General features: G+C 60.3%; 21 protein-coding genes. 11 read left to right on the top strand and 10 right to left on the bottom strand.

The features are described from left to right. Positions 1-13: 13 nt before the first annotated feature. The 3 genes from A6U86_RS00735 to A6U86_RS00725 form a co-directional block, all read right to left on the bottom strand. On the bottom strand, positions 14-1069 hold the full coding sequence (locus A6U86_RS00735; protein ID WP_068384999.1) for a putative zinc-binding metallopeptidase: 1056 nt from the start codon (positions 1067-1069) through the stop codon (positions 14-16). Positions 1070-1212: 143 nt separating this feature from the next. Then, positions 1213-1404 (bottom strand): CsbD family protein, encoded by a 192-nt coding sequence (locus A6U86_RS00730; protein WP_068384996.1) that lies wholly within the window; start codon positions 1402-1404, stop codon positions 1213-1215. Between the two features lie 95 nt (positions 1405-1499). Further along, the gene (locus A6U86_RS00725) at positions 1500-2105 is read right to left on the bottom strand and encodes a YqgE/AlgH family protein (RefSeq protein ID WP_068384993.1); all 606 of its coding nucleotides are present in this window, start codon (positions 2103-2105) and stop codon (positions 1500-1502) included. Between the two features lie 141 nt (positions 2106-2246). On the opposite strand from A6U86_RS00725, the gene A6U86_RS00720 reads away from it, so the two are divergent. Further along, positions 2247-3086: a protein-disulfide reductase DsbD domain-containing protein gene (locus tag A6U86_RS00720; protein ID WP_068387609.1), complete on the top strand. Its 840-nt coding sequence runs from the start codon at positions 2247-2249 to the stop codon at positions 3084-3086. Between the two features lie 82 nt (positions 3087-3168). Further along, positions 3169-3654 carry a peroxiredoxin gene (locus A6U86_RS00715; protein ID WP_068384990.1) on the top strand — a complete coding sequence of 162 codons (486 nt, stop codon included), beginning with the start codon at positions 3169-3171 and terminating at the stop codon, positions 3652-3654. Positions 3655-3702: 48 nt separating this feature from the next. On the opposite strand, the gene A6U86_RS00710 is transcribed toward A6U86_RS00715, so the two are convergent. Next, complete coding sequence (locus tag A6U86_RS00710) at positions 3703-4011, bottom strand: type II toxin-antitoxin system RelE/ParE family toxin (RefSeq protein WP_068384987.1); 309 nt, start codon at positions 4009-4011, stop codon at positions 3703-3705. Next, positions 4012-4257, bottom strand: a complete 246-nt coding sequence (locus tag A6U86_RS00705; protein WP_068384984.1) for a type II toxin-antitoxin system ParD family antitoxin — start codon at positions 4255-4257, stop codon at positions 4012-4014. A gap of 179 nt (positions 4258-4436) precedes the next feature. Here A6U86_RS00705 and A6U86_RS36000 point away from each other — a divergent pair, with 179 nt between their 5' ends. Genes A6U86_RS36000 through A6U86_RS00685 form a run of 4 tightly spaced genes read left to right on the top strand, consistent with a single transcriptional unit; the run spans position 4437 to position 7135 of the window. Next, entirely contained in the window at positions 4437-4565 is a 129-nt protein-coding gene (locus tag A6U86_RS36000; RefSeq protein ID WP_272955705.1) for a hypothetical protein, read from the top strand. Next, positions 4562-5344, top strand: coding sequence for a metal ABC transporter ATP-binding protein (locus A6U86_RS00695; RefSeq protein WP_068384979.1), 783 nt, complete (start codon positions 4562-4564; stop codon positions 5342-5344). Before A6U86_RS36000 ends, A6U86_RS00695 begins: the two co-directional genes overlap by 4 nt. Then, on the top strand, positions 5341-6213 hold the full coding sequence (locus A6U86_RS00690; protein WP_068384976.1) for a metal ABC transporter permease: 873 nt from the start codon (positions 5341-5343) through the stop codon (positions 6211-6213). The genes A6U86_RS00695 and A6U86_RS00690 overlap by 4 nt, the downstream gene beginning before the upstream one ends. Positions 6214-6232: 19 nt before the next feature. Further along, positions 6233-7135, top strand: coding sequence for a metal ABC transporter solute-binding protein, Zn/Mn family (locus A6U86_RS00685; RefSeq protein WP_068384973.1), 903 nt, complete (start codon positions 6233-6235; stop codon positions 7133-7135). Positions 7136-7213: 78 nt separating this feature from the next. Here the strand turns inward: A6U86_RS00685 and A6U86_RS00680 are convergent, their stop codons facing one another. Then, entirely contained in the window at positions 7214-7522 is a 309-nt protein-coding gene (locus tag A6U86_RS00680) for a Dabb family protein (RefSeq protein WP_068384970.1), read from the bottom strand. Positions 7523-7716: 194 nt separating this feature from the next. After that, on the bottom strand, positions 7717-8562 hold the full coding sequence (locus A6U86_RS00675) for an SDR family oxidoreductase (protein WP_068384966.1): 846 nt from the start codon (positions 8560-8562) through the stop codon (positions 7717-7719). A 93-nt stretch (positions 8563-8655) separates the two neighbouring features. Between A6U86_RS00675 and A6U86_RS00670 the strand changes: the two genes are divergently transcribed. The 4 genes from A6U86_RS00670 to A6U86_RS00655 all read left to right on the top strand — a co-directional run bounded on the left by A6U86_RS00670 (position 8656) and on the right by A6U86_RS00655 (position 11064). Beyond that, positions 8656-9576, top strand: a complete 921-nt coding sequence (locus A6U86_RS00670) for an AraC family transcriptional regulator (protein ID WP_068384963.1) — start codon at positions 8656-8658, stop codon at positions 9574-9576. A gap of 83 nt (positions 9577-9659) precedes the next feature. Beyond that, a complete protein-coding gene (locus A6U86_RS00665; RefSeq protein ID WP_068384961.1) occupies positions 9660-10112 on the top strand; it encodes a MarR family winged helix-turn-helix transcriptional regulator in 453 nt (150 codons plus the stop codon). Between the two features lie 54 nt (positions 10113-10166). Beyond that, positions 10167-10733: an isochorismatase family protein gene (locus tag A6U86_RS00660; protein WP_068384958.1), complete on the top strand. Its 567-nt coding sequence runs from the start codon at positions 10167-10169 to the stop codon at positions 10731-10733. A 1-nt stretch (position 10734) separates the two neighbouring features. Beyond that, positions 10735-11064 carry a hypothetical protein gene (locus A6U86_RS00655; RefSeq protein WP_068384955.1) on the top strand — a complete coding sequence of 110 codons (330 nt, stop codon included), beginning with the start codon at positions 10735-10737 and terminating at the stop codon, positions 11062-11064. A 31-nt stretch (positions 11065-11095) separates the two neighbouring features. Here A6U86_RS00655 and A6U86_RS00650 read toward each other — a convergent pair whose 3' ends face one another. After that, entirely contained in the window at positions 11096-11677 is a 582-nt protein-coding gene (locus tag A6U86_RS00650) for a TetR/AcrR family transcriptional regulator (protein WP_068384952.1), read from the bottom strand. A gap of 142 nt (positions 11678-11819) precedes the next feature. On the opposite strand from A6U86_RS00650, the gene A6U86_RS00645 reads away from it, so the two are divergent. Further along, a complete protein-coding gene (locus tag A6U86_RS00645) occupies positions 11820-12815 on the top strand; it encodes an aldo/keto reductase (protein ID WP_068384948.1) in 996 nt (331 codons plus the stop codon). Positions 12816-12862: 47 nt separating this feature from the next. On the opposite strand, the gene A6U86_RS00640 is transcribed toward A6U86_RS00645, so the two are convergent. After that, entirely contained in the window at positions 12863-13564 is a 702-nt protein-coding gene (locus A6U86_RS00640) for an NAD(P)-dependent oxidoreductase (RefSeq protein ID WP_068384943.1), read from the bottom strand. A gap of 109 nt (positions 13565-13673) precedes the next feature. Beyond that, entirely contained in the window at positions 13674-15119 is a 1446-nt protein-coding gene (locus A6U86_RS00635) for a PLP-dependent aminotransferase family protein (RefSeq protein WP_068384940.1), read from the bottom strand. Positions 15120-15151 lie beyond the last annotated feature (32 nt).

Here is a 15151-nt window from a genome sequence, read left to right as displayed (position 1 = left end):
TGAGAGCGGCAGATCAGGCGCTCTCGATAAGGCCGCGCATATAATCCAGCTTGGCAATCACCGGCGGCGACAGGATGAAGGGGTAGGAATCCGGCTGTCCCATGCTGCGCTGGATGGCGTTGATCGCCACGCTCAGGGGAATCCAGGCGCTGACGAGCTGATCGGCGCTTTCGGCGCTGTAGGGATTGAAATCCACTTCCGCCGCCATCTCGTGATAGCCCCGCGGGTCGACCGCCAGGCCGAATGAGCGCGCGGTTTCCAACGTATCGACGATGTGTAGATAGTGCGCGAAGCATTCCGCAAAATCTTCCCATGGATGCGCGCTGGCATAGGCGCTCACGAAACTGTCCTGCCAATTGGGTGGTGGCCCATTGTCGTAGTGATGCTGAAGCGCCATGCCGTAATCCACCCTCTCGTCGCCGAAGACAGCGCGAAAGGCATCAAACTGCCCACGATCGCGGACAAGCTTGTTCCAGATGAAATGTCCCGTCTCGTGCCGGAAATGGCCGAGCAATGTGCGGTACGGCTCATTCATGGAGGTGCGCGCCTGTTCGCGCGTGACGTCATCGGCCTCGGCGGCGCGAATGGCGATCAAGCCCTCTTCATGGCCTGTCTTGGCGGGCACAACACTGCCACCCTGCACTTCGTCCTCGAGGAAATCGAACACCAACCCACCCTCGGGGTCGTCATGCCGATCCGGATGCGGCAGATTCCAGCGCAGCAACGAATAGAACAGATGTCTTTGCGCCTGGCCGATGCGGCGCCAGCGGTCTATGCCCTGCTGCGTGTCGGTGTTGGGCACAAGGCGATTGTGACGGCAAGCAACGCAATAGAGCTGCGGATCCTCGGCATCGACGAGCCAATTGCAGATATCGAGTTCGGCATTGGCGCAGAAGCGGACATGCCTCTCCGGCTCCGCTACCAGATGCCAGTTGGTGCCGCCATCACCTTCCAGCGCATATATCGCCAGACGATCCGGGACGAAACCAAGCTGGTGGCCGCAGCGAACACATTGCCTATTGTCGAAATGCACCGGCTGGCCGCAATGGTCGCAAGTGAAAAGCCGCATGGGAGCCCTCTTCGAAGTGACGTTTCGCCCGACATCAAAGAGCCCGTCGCGTTTCCGCGACAGGCTCTTCCTGGCAGGCCGCTAACGACAATACTATCTCAGATTGCCGGCGGCCTGAAATCGGCTCTCAACGAGCAACCGGACTACATCCGGTCGACTGCGCCCTTGACCTTATCCTTGGCCTTCCCGACGGCGCTTTGAACCTTGCCCTTGGCTTCCTGGGCTGCGCCTTTTGCGCGCAGTTCCTTGTCGTCGGTGGCCTTGCCGGCCATCTGCTTGGCCTTGCCGGCCACTTCGTTTACCTTGCCGGATACCTTGTCACTCATGCTGCCCATATCGAGCGCCTCCTCGGTTGCACGGCGGTATTGCCGTTGTTCTGGGAGTGAAACGTCACGAGTGCTATATCGTTCCAATATAATGCAAGATTGCTTCAGCCATGACCCGCATGCGGCGACAGCATCGCGGGGTTGATACCCATCAGCGCCAGGGCGCGTTCGTACTTGTCGTCGAGGCAGCGGTCGAAGATCAAGGCCTCTTCGGCAGGGCAATTCAACCAGCCATTATTGCCGATTTCGGCCTCCAATTGGCCGGCACTCCAGCCGGCATAGCCGAGCAGCATGGTGGCGCGTTTCGGACCGCTTCCCTTGGAAATCGCCCGCACGATATCGAGCGTCGCCGTCAGGCTGATATCATCGCTGACCGGAATGCTGCTGTCGCTGATATAGTCGTCCGAATGCAATACGAAGCCGCGACCGCTTTCGACGGGTCCCCCGGTCTGGATCGGAAAATCCCGCGCAGCAGCCGGGAGAACGATGGCATCGTCATCCTTGACCATTTCAAGATGCAAAAGCACGTCGGTGAAGGTCAGCTTCTGAGCCCGGTTGATGACGAAGCCCATAGCGCCGGCATCGGAATGCGCGCAAATATAAATCACCGTCCGGTTGAAGTTCCGATCCTCCATGCCCGGCATGGCGATCACGAACTGACCGTCGAGAAAACCTCTTTCGCGTCTATTCTTCAGCGTCGATAGGGACATCGTGCCTCCTGACCGCAGTCCATAACTGCACCGCTAAAAAAGCAAGATGGGGCAATGTCATAAATCAATCAACTGAAAATGATCATTTCTTTTTTCCGCCGCGCTGGCTCCGCGGCGCCTGATCCGTTAAATCCTCATCCCATGATCGGATTGACCACCCTCGCCCGCCTGTCGACGCTTCTTGCCGGAGCATTTGCCGCCACACTTTGCGCCGGCCCCGCCGCCCATGCCGCGATGAGCGACTGGGTGGACAATCAGGGTGGCCGCATGCGGTTAGTGGCACTGGCGCCGGACGCAGAGGGGCATATCCGCGCCGCCCTGCAGATCGAACCGCAGCCCGGCTGGATCACCTATTGGCGCGAACCTGGCCAGAGCGGCATCCCTCCGCAAGTGACCCTCGCGCCCGGAAGCGGCGTCACTCTCGAAAAGGCCAGCTACCCGACACCGAAGCAGATCATGGTCGGAAACATACAAGAGATCGGCTATGACGCGCCGCTGACATTGCCGTTCGATTTCCGGACCACAAGCAAGGCGCCGGCCAAACTGGAGTTGACCGCCTTCATCGGCCTCTGCAAGGATATCTGCATTCCCTTCCAGGCCGATTATTCGCTTGAACTGCCGGCAGGCGAGCAGCCGACGACACATGAGCTGGCGCTGCTGGATGCGGCCAAGGCTTCGCTGCCGCAGGCACCATCTTCCGATTTCGCCCTCCAGAGCCATAGCCTCTCGGCAGACGCCAAGACGCTTGCGCTGCGCCTGACGCTGCCTGAGGCGAGCGGCGACGCGCCGACAATCTACGTCACCGGGCCGGCAGGTTACGCGTTTTTCGAGCAGGCAAATGCGAAACGGGAAGGCACCGCCTATTCGGCCGATATCACGATCGGCAAGCTGCCGAAGAACTATGACATCAAGGGCAAGACGTGGGGCATCCTCGTGGTCGACGGTGACCGCGCCATGGAAACCACGCTTGCGCTGGAATAGCCCTGACCTATAGTTTCACTATCAATCCTCATCCAATCGGCGGCGGTTCAAACGCCCCGATATCGCCCCAAGGAGAGACCCCATGACCATCGCTATCGGCGATAAACTGCCTGCCGCCACCTTCAAGGAAAAGACCGCGGACGGTCCGGTCGAGATCAGCATCGAGCAGCTTTTTGCCGGCAAGCGCGTCGTGCTTTTTGCCGTTCCCGGCGCCTTCACGCCCACTTGCTCGCTCAATCACCTGCCCGGCTATCTCGAAAACCGCGACGCCATCCTCGCCAAGGGCGTCGATGATATCGCCGTCATCTCGGTCAACGACTGGCATGTAATGGGCGCCTGGGCGCAATCTTCCGGCGGTATGGGCAAGATCCATTTCCTCGCCGACTGGGACGGCTCCTTTGCCAAGGCACTCGGCCTCGATATCGACCTCTCCGCCGGCGGTCTCGGCGTTCGCTCCAAGCGCTATTCCATGCTGGTGGAAGACGGCGTGGTAAAGACGCTGAACATCGAGGAAAGCCCCGGCCAGGCGACGGTTTCGGGCGCCGCGGCTATGATCGAGCAGCTTTGAGGTTTATCCAGATTGAGTAAGCGGGGCGTCCAAGAGGCGCCCCCTGCTTCATTCTTCTTCATTGAAATGGGTATCGAAATCGCGATGCCCTTCGAGCACATTCAAAACCTCGAAGACGTCACCGACATAGCGAAAAAAGATTACATAGCCGCGATATGCAAAGCTGCGCACATCGTCTCTCAGTTCCGGCCTCCGACGGCCCATTTGACCCGGCAGAGCTGCTGGATCTGCACATTTGCGGCGCAGCTGGCCAGTAAACTCCAAAGCGATTTTCGGACTGCCGCTTTGGCGCGCGATAAATACGAGAACGTCAAGGATGTCATTTTGCGCATCGGCCGTATAACGAAGCCGAGCCATTTAATAACCTTTGTTCGCCAGTTCTGCGGCTTTGGTTTCCAAGGCCACGGCAAGTTCCTCATCGGAGATATTGCCTCCGCGGGCGATTGATGCCTCCAGAGTGTGCCGCAAGGCCGCGATTTTCGCCTCGCGCTCCTCCACGAGCCGAAGACCTTCGCGTACGACTTCGCTGGCCGAGCTGTAACGTCCCTCTTCCACCGTCTTCTCTACAAATTTTTCCCAACGCTCACCAATAGAAACATTCATGAGCTTTACTCCCAGTACAGACCGGTTCGAAGAATAACAAATAATGCACCATATATAGCATTACGAACGCGGAGCGACAATTGCCGGTGCTCAACGATCGTCAACTCTTGGCCCGCCTCTTTTTTGCCATATTCTCCCCGCTACTACACGTAACGTTATTACATAAAGAGAACGCCTGCATGCCATTTGAACGCGCCCCCCTCGCGTCTTCCCTGATTGGGCGCTCCGCTCTGATACGGCTTGCCTATGTCGCCGTGGGCATTGCGGTGCTTTGGGCTGCCATCGGCTGGGCGGTGGCCCTGGCATGAGTGATCTGATCCGCCTCACCAATCTCACCGTGACCTATGAACGCCACCCCGCCGTGCATCACGTCTCTGGCACCTTCCGGACCGGCAGCCTAACGGCGATCGCCGGGCCGAACGGGGCCGGCAAGTCGACGCTCCTGAAGGCGATCATCGGCGAGTTGCGCCCGGCCGAAGGATCAATTGATCGCGGAACATTGACGCGGAACGATTTCGGCTATCTGCCGCAGGCCGCCGATATCAATCGCCGCTTTCCGATTTCGGTGGCCGACACGGTGATGCTCGGCGCCTGGAAGACGTCCGGCGCCTTTGGCCGCTTCTCGCGCCAGGATGCGGATCGTGCTCGCGATGCGCTTTCGCACGTCGGGCTTTCCGGCTTCGAAAACAGGCATATCGGCGCACTCTCGGCCGGGCAGTTCCAGCGCGTGCTCTTCGCCCGGCTGCTGCTGCAGGACGCCAGCGTCATCCTGCTGGACGAGCCTTTCACCGCTATCGACCAGCGCACGACGCGCGACCTGCTCGACCTTGTCCTCAGGTGGCACAAGGAAGGGCGCACCGTCATCGCCGTGCTGCATGATTTCGATCAGGTGCGCGCCCATTTCCCGGAAACGCTGCTGATCGCACGCGAGCTGGTCGACTGGAGCAGGACACAGGAGGCCATGAGTTCCAGCAATCTCCTCAAGGCGCGGGCCATGGCGGAGCGCTGGGACGAGGCGGCGGAAGCATGCCTGCCTGAAGATGAGCCCCACACCGGCGAGATTGCACGGCGGGAGCCGGCCGAATGACGGTCTACGATATCTTCCTCGCGCCGTTTGCGGATTACGGCTTCATGCGGCGTGCGCTCATCGCCTGCCTGTGCCTGGGCCTCGGCTCCGGCCCGATCGGCGTTTTCCTGATGCTCCGGCGCATGAGCCTGATGGGCGACGCCATGAGCCATGCCGTTCTGCCGGGCGCCGCCATCGGCTACCTTATCGCCGGCTCGCTATCGCTGACCGCCATGGGGCTTGGCGGGCTCGTGGCCGGCCTTTCGGTGGCGCTGCTTTCTGGCCTCGTCAGCCGCATGACGGTGCTGCAGGAAGATGCGAGCTTTGCCAGCTTCTACCTCACCTCTCTCGCGCTCGGCGTGCTCATCGTCTCGCTGCGCGGGTCGAATATCGACCTCCTGCATGTACTTTTCGGCACGATCCTGGCGATCGACGCCCCTGCCCTCTACCAGATCGGCGCGATCACCACCGTGACTCTGCTGGCGCTCGCGGTCATCTACCGACCGCTGGTCATGGAATGCTTCGATCCGGGCTTCCTGCGCGCGGTTGGCGGGCGCGGGCCGGTCTATCATTTCCTGTTCCTGCTGCTCGTCGTGCTCAATCTCGTCGCCAGCTTCCAGGCGCTCGGCACGCTGATGGCCGTGGGGCTGATGATGTTGCCGGCGGCCATTGCGCAGCTCTGGTCGCGCAGCCTACCAGCCATGATGGCGATCGCGACCGGCACGGCGGCGGCTTCCGGCTATATCGGCCTTATCGCCTCCTACCATCTCGAATTCGCCTCGGGCCCGACCATCATCATCACCGCGAGCGTGATCTACGGCTTTTCCATTCTCTTCGCGCCTTCGGGCCTTGCCCGGCGGTTCTTCCCCCGTCCCCATCTCCGGGGCTAATCCGAACAAGGAGACTCGCATGAACAAACAGAGACTGCTTATCTCAGCCGCTGCGGTGGCCTTCGTCGCCTTCGGCGTCGCCCGCCCGGCTTCAGCCGAGACGCTTGATGTCGTCGCTTCCTTCACCGTGCTTGCCGATGTCGTCAAGCAAGTCGGCGGCGACCATGTGAAGGTCTCGAGCCTTGTCGGCCCGAACGGCGACCCCCATGAATTCGAACCGTCGCCGGCCGATGCCAAGCGGCTCAATGCCGCCAAGGTCACCTTCGTCAGCGGCGAAGGCCTGGAAGGCTGGATGGACCGGCTGATCACGGCTTCGGGCTACAAGGGCACGCCGGTCGTCGTCTCGGAAGGCATCAATACCCGCACGATGGTCGATGACGGCAAGACGGTCACCGATCCGCATGTATGGAACAGCCCGGTCAACGTGAAGATCTGGGTCGCCAATATCGAGAAGGCGCTGTCTGCTGCCGATCCGGCCGACGCGGCCGATTTCAAGGCCAATGCCGAGCGCTACACCAAGGTACTGACCGAGCTTGACGCTTACGCACACAGCAAGTTCGACAAGATCCCGGAAGATCGCCGCAAGGTGCTGACCAGCCACGACGCTTTCGGCTATTTCGGCCGCGAATACAAGGTGAACTTCCTTGCCCCGCTCGGCTTCTCGACGGAAACCGAAGCCTCTGCCGCCAAGGTCGCCCAGTTGATCGAGCAGATCAAGACCGAGCATGTGAAGACCTATTTCTTCGAAAACTCGAACGATCCGCGCCTCGTCAAGCAGGTCGCCAAGGCGACGGGCGCACAGCCCGGCGGCGAGCTCTACGTCGAATCCCTCTCCAAGGCCAATGGGCCGGCTTCGACTTACGAGAAAATGTTCCGTTATAACGTTGACCAGCTAGCCGCTGCGATGGCAAAGGCCAGCTGAACTGCCGATTGAGCAGGTAGCGAACAAAACGGGGCGCAGGCGGATTTCACCTGCGCCCCGTTCTGCTTCAAGACTGATTTAAAGATTGAGATCGAAGACCAGCAGACCGGCAAGGCCGCCATCGGTCGAAGAGACGATCCGCTCGCCGACGGCGACATGCTGCGGATGCACCAGATAGGCATCCCGCGCCTCCGGGCTTTCAAACGTCACCGCAAAGCCATCGACAAAGCCGCCATGCAGCCCTTCCGGCGAGACATTCGGCCCATATTTCACATCGACAATGCCCGGAATGACCTGCTGCAAAGCGGCCACGGCTTCGAAAAGCGCCTTCTTCTCATCCTGTGTCATGGCGGATTTCAGCCGCAGGAAAACGCAGTGCAGGATCATGGATAAAGCCTCCCTTGATGTTGGGGGCAGCATAGAGGGAAAGGGGGATGGGGCAAGGTGCTACACAGCAATCCCGGTATTTCTATCGGCCGTTGGAAAGGACAACCGCAATCTCACCTTGAGCCTTGCGAGGAGTAGTTCGACGATGCGGGGAAACCGGTCTGTCGGCTCCCGCGCAAATCATCGCGATATGTTCAGACGCTTCTTTCGCGCCAGGCGTCTTGCCCTGTCAGGCGGCTCATTTCGGCACGATATTCATCCTCGGAGGTGCTCCAGCGGAGACGGGCATATTCTTCCACATCAGGCCCGACGACATAGCGGAGACGGCCGGAGGCATCCGTTGCCGCCTGAAAAATCGTTTCCACCACCGCCTGCTCCTCCGTTGAATCGAAGGGATAATCGATCATCGACTGAAGCGCGTGATCGAAATAGGCCTTGTAGTTCTCCGGAACGGGTATCTGCTGCGACAGAGCCATTCCGCTCGCGGCAAAATTGGTGCTGCGGATTGCACCGGGCTCGACCATCCTGATCCGGATATTTTGCGATTCCAGCTCATAGGAGAGCGATTCCGACAGGCCTTCGACGGCATGCTTGGAGGCGACATAAAGGGAGAGCAGCGGCACCGCCATGAAGCCGACGCCCGAGGTGACATTGACGATGGTGCCGCCACCCTGCTTGCGCAGATGAGGTGTTGCTTCTCGAATGACATTCATCACCCCGAAGACGTTGGTCTCGAAAATCTGACGCGCGGCCTTTCGCGGTGTCGCCTCAAAGATCGAGACCATTGTGATGCCGGCATTGTTTATGACCACGTCGATCTTGCCGAAACGCGCAATGCCGGCCTCAATGGCAGCGCCAACGCTGGCCTGATCGGATACGTCGAGTGCCATAACGAGGATTCGCTCCGGGTTTTCATCCGCAAGCTCTGGCTGCGGACTTCGCATCGTCGCGACAACGTTCCAGCCCTGAGCCGCAAAGAACCTCGCTGTGGACTTGCCCACTCCTGACGAGCAGCCGGTGATAAGGACGGTCTTGGTCATGTCTTGTTCTCCATTTCGTGTTGGAGAATTGCTAAGTGAGCGAAGGATGATAATCTATAACGATTAATCTCTATTTCATTACGGATCGTCTCAATGGACGCTTTAACCGACATCATTCAATTGCTTCGCCCACAGACCGTGCTGCTCGGCAGAATGGCTGCCTCGGGCACTTGGGGCGTGCAGGTGCCACCTCAACCAGGCCCGGTCTTCTATTTTGCGATGGAGGGCAATTGCTGGTTTCAAGTGGCCGGAGGTGATCTCGTGGAACTGCGGGCGGGAGATTATGTCCTGTCTTCCAGGCCGATGGCGGACGTGTTTCTCAGCGAGCCAACGGCAAAAACGGTACTGTCGGATGAGGCTTTCAAGGCCATTCACTCCGTCGACGGCGAAGTGCGGCTCGGCAATCCGCTGGACGAACCGGCAACTCGGATCGTCGGCGGATTGATCGTCTGCGATCCTGCAAACGCGCACCTGCTTGTCGAATTGTTACCCCGGTGCATCCATCTGCGCGCCGAAGATGAGGCGGCGGCCAGATTGCACACGCTCGTCTCCATCGTCCGTGAAGAGGCCGATGAGACGCGCCCGGGTCGCAACGCAGTTCTCTCCCGCCTGATCGAGGTCATGCTCATCGAAACCTTGCGCCGCGAGGTCGCGTCTTCCCTGCCGTATCGCGGCGTATTGGGCGGACTGGCCGATACGAGGCTCGCAAAAGCGCTCGCCAACATCCATGCTGATGTTGCCAGGGGATGGACCGTCGAAGAGCTGGCGCGACAGGCCGGCATGTCGCGGGCCGCATTTGCGCGGCGGTTTTCCGAGGCCGTGGGTGCGGCACCAGTGGAGTATCTGCTGAATTGGCGGATGGCGCTCGCCAAGGACGCATTGCGCCGAGGAAGCGGTACCTTGGAGGAGATAGCGTTCCAGATCGGCTACAAGTCGACAAGTGCGTTCAGTACCGCTTTCAGTCACAGGGTCGGCTGCCCGCCGAGCGAATATGCATCCACCGTTCAGATTTAAACCGCAATGCGTTGGAGCCGCCAAGCTTAACATATATGAAGTCTACCTTTGCAGTTTAACTTCCTATATGCTAAGCCTGCCATATGAACGCTCAATCTGACCAACCACATCACTCCACCGCCGCCAGCATTGCGCAGGACCTCCGCGGCGTCATGAGCAAACTCAAGCGTCGCCTGCGCGATCAGGCTGATGAGGGAGAACTGACGACGACGCAGATATCGGTGCTTGTGCGCCTTGAGAAAGACGGGCCGATGACGACGTCCAGTCTGGCGCGAGCCGAGGGCATGCGGCCGCAGTCCATGGGAGCCGTCATCGCCGCTTTGGAGGCGTTGAAACTTGTAAAGGGGTTTGCCGATCCGAATGACGGTCGCCAGACTATCCTGTCCATCACCGATGCCTGCCGCAAGCGCATCGAAGAAGGCCGCGCGGCGCGGCAGGACTGGCTTTCCCGCACGATCGAGGCGCGGCTCTCGAGCGAGGAACAGGATCAGCTGCTGTCCGCAATCCAACTGCTGCAGCGGCTCGCCGACGATTGACGTCGCTATCGTCCGCTCTCGCCCCCCAGGCAATCCACAACGAAGGCAATCCTCATGGCCCTCACCACCCTTGATCCAAAGACGGCGCTCATCGTCGTCGATCTCCAGCAAGGCATCATCGGATCGCCCTTTGCCCATCCCATCGGGCCGGTTGTCACCCATGCCGTAGCGCTGATCGAAGCCTTTCGTGCCCGGCATCTTCCCGTCGTGCTGGTCAATGTCGCGGGCGGAGCGCCCGGCCGCACGGAGCAGCCGCCGCGCCATGTCGGTGCGCTCCCCGCCGGCTTCACCGACTTCATTTCCGAGCTTGGCCAACAGCCCGAGGATATGATCGTGACGAAGCGATCGTGGGGTGCATTCGCGACCACCGACCTGGAGAAGCGCTTGAGAGCGCTCGATGTCACGCAGGTCGTCATTGTCGGTGTTGCCACCGGTACCGGCGTCGAGGCAACTGCCCGCCAGGCCTATGAGCACGGCTTCAACGTCACGCTCGCCATCGACGCGATGACCGACGGACGAGCCGAAGCGCATGACTACAGCATCAAGACCGTCTTCCCGCGCCTTGGCGAGACCGCCACAACCCAAGACATCATCAACCTGCTCGCATCGAGGACTGCCTGATATGCAGTGGCACCATCTTCTATCCTATTTCTTCGGTGGCCTTTTTCTCATGAACGCCGTGCCGCATCTGGTCAGCGGGGTCATGGGCCAGCCATTCCAGACGCCTTTCGCGACGCCGCGTGGAGAGGGCCTGTCCTCTTCCACCGTCAACGTGCTTTGGGGTTTCACCAATCTCGTCATCGCCTATCTTCTGGTCTGCGAGGTCGGTGATTTCTCGCTGAACGACACATCCGATGTTTTGTCACTCGGTCTGGGCGCATTGCTGATCGCCCTGTTCTGTGCGCAGCATCTCGGCCGCTTTCACGGTGGCAACGACCCCGAACGTTCGTGACGGGGCCCCTTGCCGAATTGACCCCTCATGATCAGCTTGGCCATGCCTTGAGCGCTCTTTCAACCGTGCCATAGAGCTGTTCTCTTTTCGCGCCGGATTGGGCGTCGAGGGCCATTCCCCAGCCGACAGTCATTAAGAAACGCGCAAGTTCCTCGGGGACGGCATCGGGTGGCAAGTCTCCCGCGGCTTTCGCCTCGTAAAGCCGATTGCACAGCCGCATTCGCCGCGCTTCGCGCAGCCTTGAAAGTTCGCCACGGATCGGGCCTGGGTCATCGGCGCAAGCCAGCGCGCAATTGACGGCGAGGCAGCCGGGCGGATGGGCGGCATCCGTATAGAGATCGGCCATGCGATAGAGCATCAGCTCGGCAACCCCGCGCGCGGTCGGCTCGTTCAGCGCTTCCTCGGCATAGCTCAACCGTGTCTCGAGATAATGTTCGAGCACCCGGAGGAACAGGCCGTCCTTGCTGTGGAACGCGAAGTAGAAGCTCGGCGGGGTTATGCCCATGGCCTTGGTCAAATCGGCAACCGAGGTGCTCTCATAGCCATTTCGCCAGAAGAGCGTCGTCGCCACGTCGATCGCCTTTTCAATATCCAGCACCCTTGGTCGCGCCATCTGCTCGCTGCCTGTCTTCGTTACCGCCTTCTATAGCGACCACTATATAATCTTTCTTGACAGACCACGCAAATCGTCAAATATAGCGATCGTTATATTTCGCTACTGCCTGCGACAGGCGGCTCTCCTGAAGGAAACTCTCATGCAATTCAAAAAGTTCAGCCGTACCGGTCTCATGGTGTCCAGCCTCTGCCTCGGGACAGGAACCTTCGGCAAGCAGACCGACGAAGCGGAATCGTTTCAGGTGTTTGACAAGGCGGCGGATGCCGGTGTGAATTTCATCGATACCGCCGACATCTATCCCGGAGGCGGCACCATGTCCGAAGTCGGCAGGTCAGAGGAGATCACGGGGCGATGGCTGAAGGGCAAGCGCGACCGGTTCATCGTCGGGACCAAGGGCGGCGGCCCGATGGGAACATCGCCATGGGATCGCGGCTCGTCTCGCAAGCATCTGCTCGATGCGATCGAGGCATCGCTCCGTCGCCTGAACACGGATTATGTGGACCTCTATCAGGTTCATATGGACGATGCTGAGACGCCGCTGGACGAAACCGTGGAAGCGCTTGATGCGATCGTTCGATCGGGCAAGGCGCGGTATATCGGCGTCTCGAATTTCCTGGCCTATCGGCTGGCGCGTGCCATCGGCCGCCAGGACACGTTAAGGCTGGCGCGTTTCGTCTCCGCGCAACCCCGCTACAATCTGCTGTTTCGCGAGATGGAGCGCGAATTGCTGCCTCTCGCGCAGGAGGAAAACCTGGCGGTTATCCCGTTCAATCCGCTTGCCGGCGGGCTTCTGAGCGGACGATACCAACAGGATGAGAAGCCTGAAACGGGGCGGTTTTCAGCAGAAGTCGGTCAGTTCGGCGCCATGTACATGGCGCGCTACTGGCACCAGCGCGAATTCGAAACGATCGAAAAGCTGCGGGCGATAGCCCAAGAAGCCGGCGAACCGCTGGCAAAGCTCGCCGTCGCCTGGGTTATGGCAAATCCAGCGATCACCTCGGTCATTCTGGGGGCCAGCCGAACCGGGCAGTTGACCGACACGCTCGCAGCCGCCGACTACGCCCTCGCGCCTGAACTAAAGGCAAAGCTTGATGATCTCACCCTCGAATACCGCCGGGGTGATGCAACTCGATAGGCATGCCACAAAGGTCCTCCGGGCAATCCCGGAGGACCTGCCATTGCCTAGTCGTGCTTGCGCGGCTGCCAGCCGAGTAGGGATTTTGCCTTGGCGTTCGAAACCGGGCCACCATCATCGACCACATTGAAGACGCCGATTACCGAGCTTTGCACCGCCAGCAGGGCGGCGCGGGCAGCATCATCCACATGCAGGCATATAGGTCCGTTCGGCGCATCGCAGCCGGTGCCCGGGCCATAGAGAAGGCCATACCGCAAGACCGTACCGGCAATGCCAGCGGTCGTGAGCGTGAGCCCTTCGAGTGTGCGGATCGCGGTTGCACTTTCCAGCAGCGGCGTCTCTTCGGTAATCTCCCCTCTACCGACCTGATAAGACCAGGCGATGCTTTGCGAAAGCATCCGCTGCGCCCCGGCCGCGACGGCGGCATCGACGAGGTTCTTCGTTCCCACTTCGCGGATACGGGCATTGCGGGCACGCCCCTCTTCCATCTGCGCGGGATCAAGCCCGAAGGGCAGATCGGTCAGCTGGTGAATGACGATACCAGGCTTTATCTGCCGCAGCGCCGCCGTCAGGGCCTCGCCATCGAAGACATCGACAACGACAGGCGTGGCGCCTGCCTGGCGCAGGCTTTGCCCGCGTTCCGGCTTGCGGGTGGAACCGTAGACGGTGAAGCCTGCCTCGACCAGCAGGGGCACGAGCCTGCTCCCGATCGCACCGGTTGCGCCAGCAAGAAAAATGGTCTCGCCCATTGGAAACTCCTGAGATGTTTGCATCGTGATTGATGCATATTCTTTCGCACGGGCTTGGCCTGGAAAACAGATGCAAGAATCGATGATTCGACTAGGCCAAAGGCAAGTCTCAACTGTCGCGATCAGCCGCCGCGCAGATCGCTTTCAAACGCACCGCAAAAGATTCGACCATGTGCCTGCTGGCAAGATTGGTAAAGCTCAGCAGCAGACCATCGACCGATTGCGGCCCCATATTCCAAAGCGACAGAGGCTGCAGACCGAAGCCGTCCGCCTGCGCCAATGCGGCGATATTGGCTGAAGACGCCCGATACCCATCAAACTGCATGACGAGGTGCAGCCCGGCGGCGGGAGAAATCGCCCTGGCGCTGTCTCCGAAGACATCATGCATCGTATCGACCAGCAACTGGCGACGCTCGGCGTACAAGGAGCGCATCTTCTTGAGATGACGCACGAAATAGCCCTGTTCGATGAAATCGGCGATGACGGTCTGATGGAATATCGGGCTGCCACCGCCCCCCACCCGACAGGCGCGCTCGAATACCTCAACCTCCGCCGGCGGCACGACCAGATAGGCAAGCCGCAGTGCCGGATAGAGAACCTTGCTGAACGAGCCGGTGAAAAGGACACGCTCGCCGCGATCCATTGCCTTGAGCGACAATGGTGGGCGGCGATTGTAGCGATATTCGCTGTCGTAATCGTCCTCGATGATCCAGCGCTGCCCCTCGTCTGCCCATTTGAGCAATTCGCCGCGTCTGTCCTTGGACATCATCACGCAGAGCGGGCTCTGGTTGGCGGGCGTAACGATGGCGAAACGAGCATCTGGCGCGCGCTCCCTGCCCTCTTCGACGACAAGGCCATCCTGATCGACCGGCACCGGATGAAGTTTGGCATTTATCGAGAGCAGAAATTCCCGGGCGACGGGGTAGCCCGGATCCTCAAACCATATGCCATCACCGGGCCGATAGAGCGACCGCATGATCAGCTCCAGGCTGGCGCGATGGCCCGAGGTCACGAACACCTGTTCCGGCCGGCAGACGATGCCCCGTGAAAAGGCGAGATAGGTGGCAATGCGCTCTCGCAGCGCCGGGAGGCCGGCGGGCTCGGGATAGCCAAGCTGCTCTGCGCCGAGCTCTCGCGAGCGGCGGCTGACGAGCCGGTTCCAGGTCTTGCGCGGAAAGGCATCGAGAGCGGGGAGACCAAGCTGAAACGGCCTGACATTGGGTGACTGTTCCGCCGGGGTAGTCCTCGGCGCGGAACTCGATGGCTTGTCCGCGCTTGTCTTCTTCAGCCGCAAATCGACGAAGGTGCCCCCTGCACCGCGAAATTCGAGATAACCCTCTTCCGCGAGGATCTGATAGGCCAGATTGACAGTTCCGCGCGAGAGGCCGAGTTCGCTGGCGAGTGTGCGCACCGATGGCAGCCGGTCTCCCGGCGCCAGGCGCCCCTCGGCAATCGCGGTTTTGAACCGGGCACAAATCTGCAGATAGATCGGATGGTCGCCCTCCCGCGAAAGCGCCATGTCTTCCGCCCGACCCGAAACTCCCTGCTGCGCCATGAAGGCTATGTCCTGCCTATGCGGGCTCGCGC

Origin of the sequence: Rhizobium sp. AC27/96 (assembly GCF_001692325.1) — a bacterium.
Taxonomy (GTDB): domain Bacteria; phylum Pseudomonadota; class Alphaproteobacteria; order Rhizobiales; family Rhizobiaceae; genus Rhizobium.
This window is presented reverse-complemented; position numbering and strand designations above follow the sequence as displayed.

Bases quoted from the DNA above. Each gene is read 5' to 3' on its own strand.
- A6U86_RS00735 (WP_068384999.1), bottom strand. From the start codon at position 1,069: ATGCGGCTTTTCACTTGCGACCATTGCGGCCAGCCGGTGCATTTCGAC.
- A6U86_RS00730 (WP_068384996.1), bottom strand. From the start codon at position 1,404: ATGGGCAGCATGAGTGACAAGGTATCCGGCAAGGTAAACGAAGTGGCC.
- A6U86_RS00725 (WP_068384993.1), bottom strand. From the start codon at position 2,105: ATGTCCCTATCGACGCTGAAGAATAGACGCGAAAGAGGTTTTCTCGAC.
- A6U86_RS00720 (WP_068387609.1), top strand. From the start codon at position 2,247: ATGATCGGATTGACCACCCTCGCCCGCCTGTCGACGCTTCTTGCCGGA.
- A6U86_RS00715 (WP_068384990.1), top strand. From the start codon at position 3,169: ATGACCATCGCTATCGGCGATAAACTGCCTGCCGCCACCTTCAAGGAA.
- A6U86_RS00710 (WP_068384987.1), bottom strand. From the start codon at position 4,011: ATGGCTCGGCTTCGTTATACGGCCGATGCGCAAAATGACATCCTTGAC.
- A6U86_RS00705 (WP_068384984.1), bottom strand. From the start codon at position 4,257: ATGAATGTTTCTATTGGTGAGCGTTGGGAAAAATTTGTAGAGAAGACG.
- A6U86_RS36000 (WP_272955705.1), top strand. From the start codon at position 4,437: ATGCCATTTGAACGCGCCCCCCTCGCGTCTTCCCTGATTGGGCGCTCC.
- A6U86_RS00695 (WP_068384979.1), top strand. From the start codon at position 4,562: ATGAGTGATCTGATCCGCCTCACCAATCTCACCGTGACCTATGAACGC.
- A6U86_RS00690 (WP_068384976.1), top strand. From the start codon at position 5,341: ATGACGGTCTACGATATCTTCCTCGCGCCGTTTGCGGATTACGGCTTC.
- A6U86_RS00685 (WP_068384973.1), top strand. From the start codon at position 6,233: ATGAACAAACAGAGACTGCTTATCTCAGCCGCTGCGGTGGCCTTCGTC.
- A6U86_RS00680 (WP_068384970.1), bottom strand. From the start codon at position 7,522: ATGATCCTGCACTGCGTTTTCCTGCGGCTGAAATCCGCCATGACACAG.
- A6U86_RS00675 (WP_068384966.1), bottom strand. From the start codon at position 8,562: ATGACCAAGACCGTCCTTATCACCGGCTGCTCGTCAGGAGTGGGCAAG.
- A6U86_RS00670 (WP_068384963.1), top strand. From the start codon at position 8,656: ATGGACGCTTTAACCGACATCATTCAATTGCTTCGCCCACAGACCGTG.
- A6U86_RS00665 (WP_068384961.1), top strand. From the start codon at position 9,660: ATGAACGCTCAATCTGACCAACCACATCACTCCACCGCCGCCAGCATT.
- A6U86_RS00660 (WP_068384958.1), top strand. From the start codon at position 10,167: ATGGCCCTCACCACCCTTGATCCAAAGACGGCGCTCATCGTCGTCGAT.
- A6U86_RS00655 (WP_068384955.1), top strand. From the start codon at position 10,735: ATGCAGTGGCACCATCTTCTATCCTATTTCTTCGGTGGCCTTTTTCTC.
- A6U86_RS00650 (WP_068384952.1), bottom strand. From the start codon at position 11,677: ATGGCGCGACCAAGGGTGCTGGATATTGAAAAGGCGATCGACGTGGCG.
- A6U86_RS00645 (WP_068384948.1), top strand. From the start codon at position 11,820: ATGCAATTCAAAAAGTTCAGCCGTACCGGTCTCATGGTGTCCAGCCTC.
- A6U86_RS00640 (WP_068384943.1), bottom strand. From the start codon at position 13,564: ATGGGCGAGACCATTTTTCTTGCTGGCGCAACCGGTGCGATCGGGAGC.
- A6U86_RS00635 (WP_068384940.1), bottom strand. From the start codon at position 15,119: ATGGCGCAGCAGGGAGTTTCGGGTCGGGCGGAAGACATGGCGCTTTCG.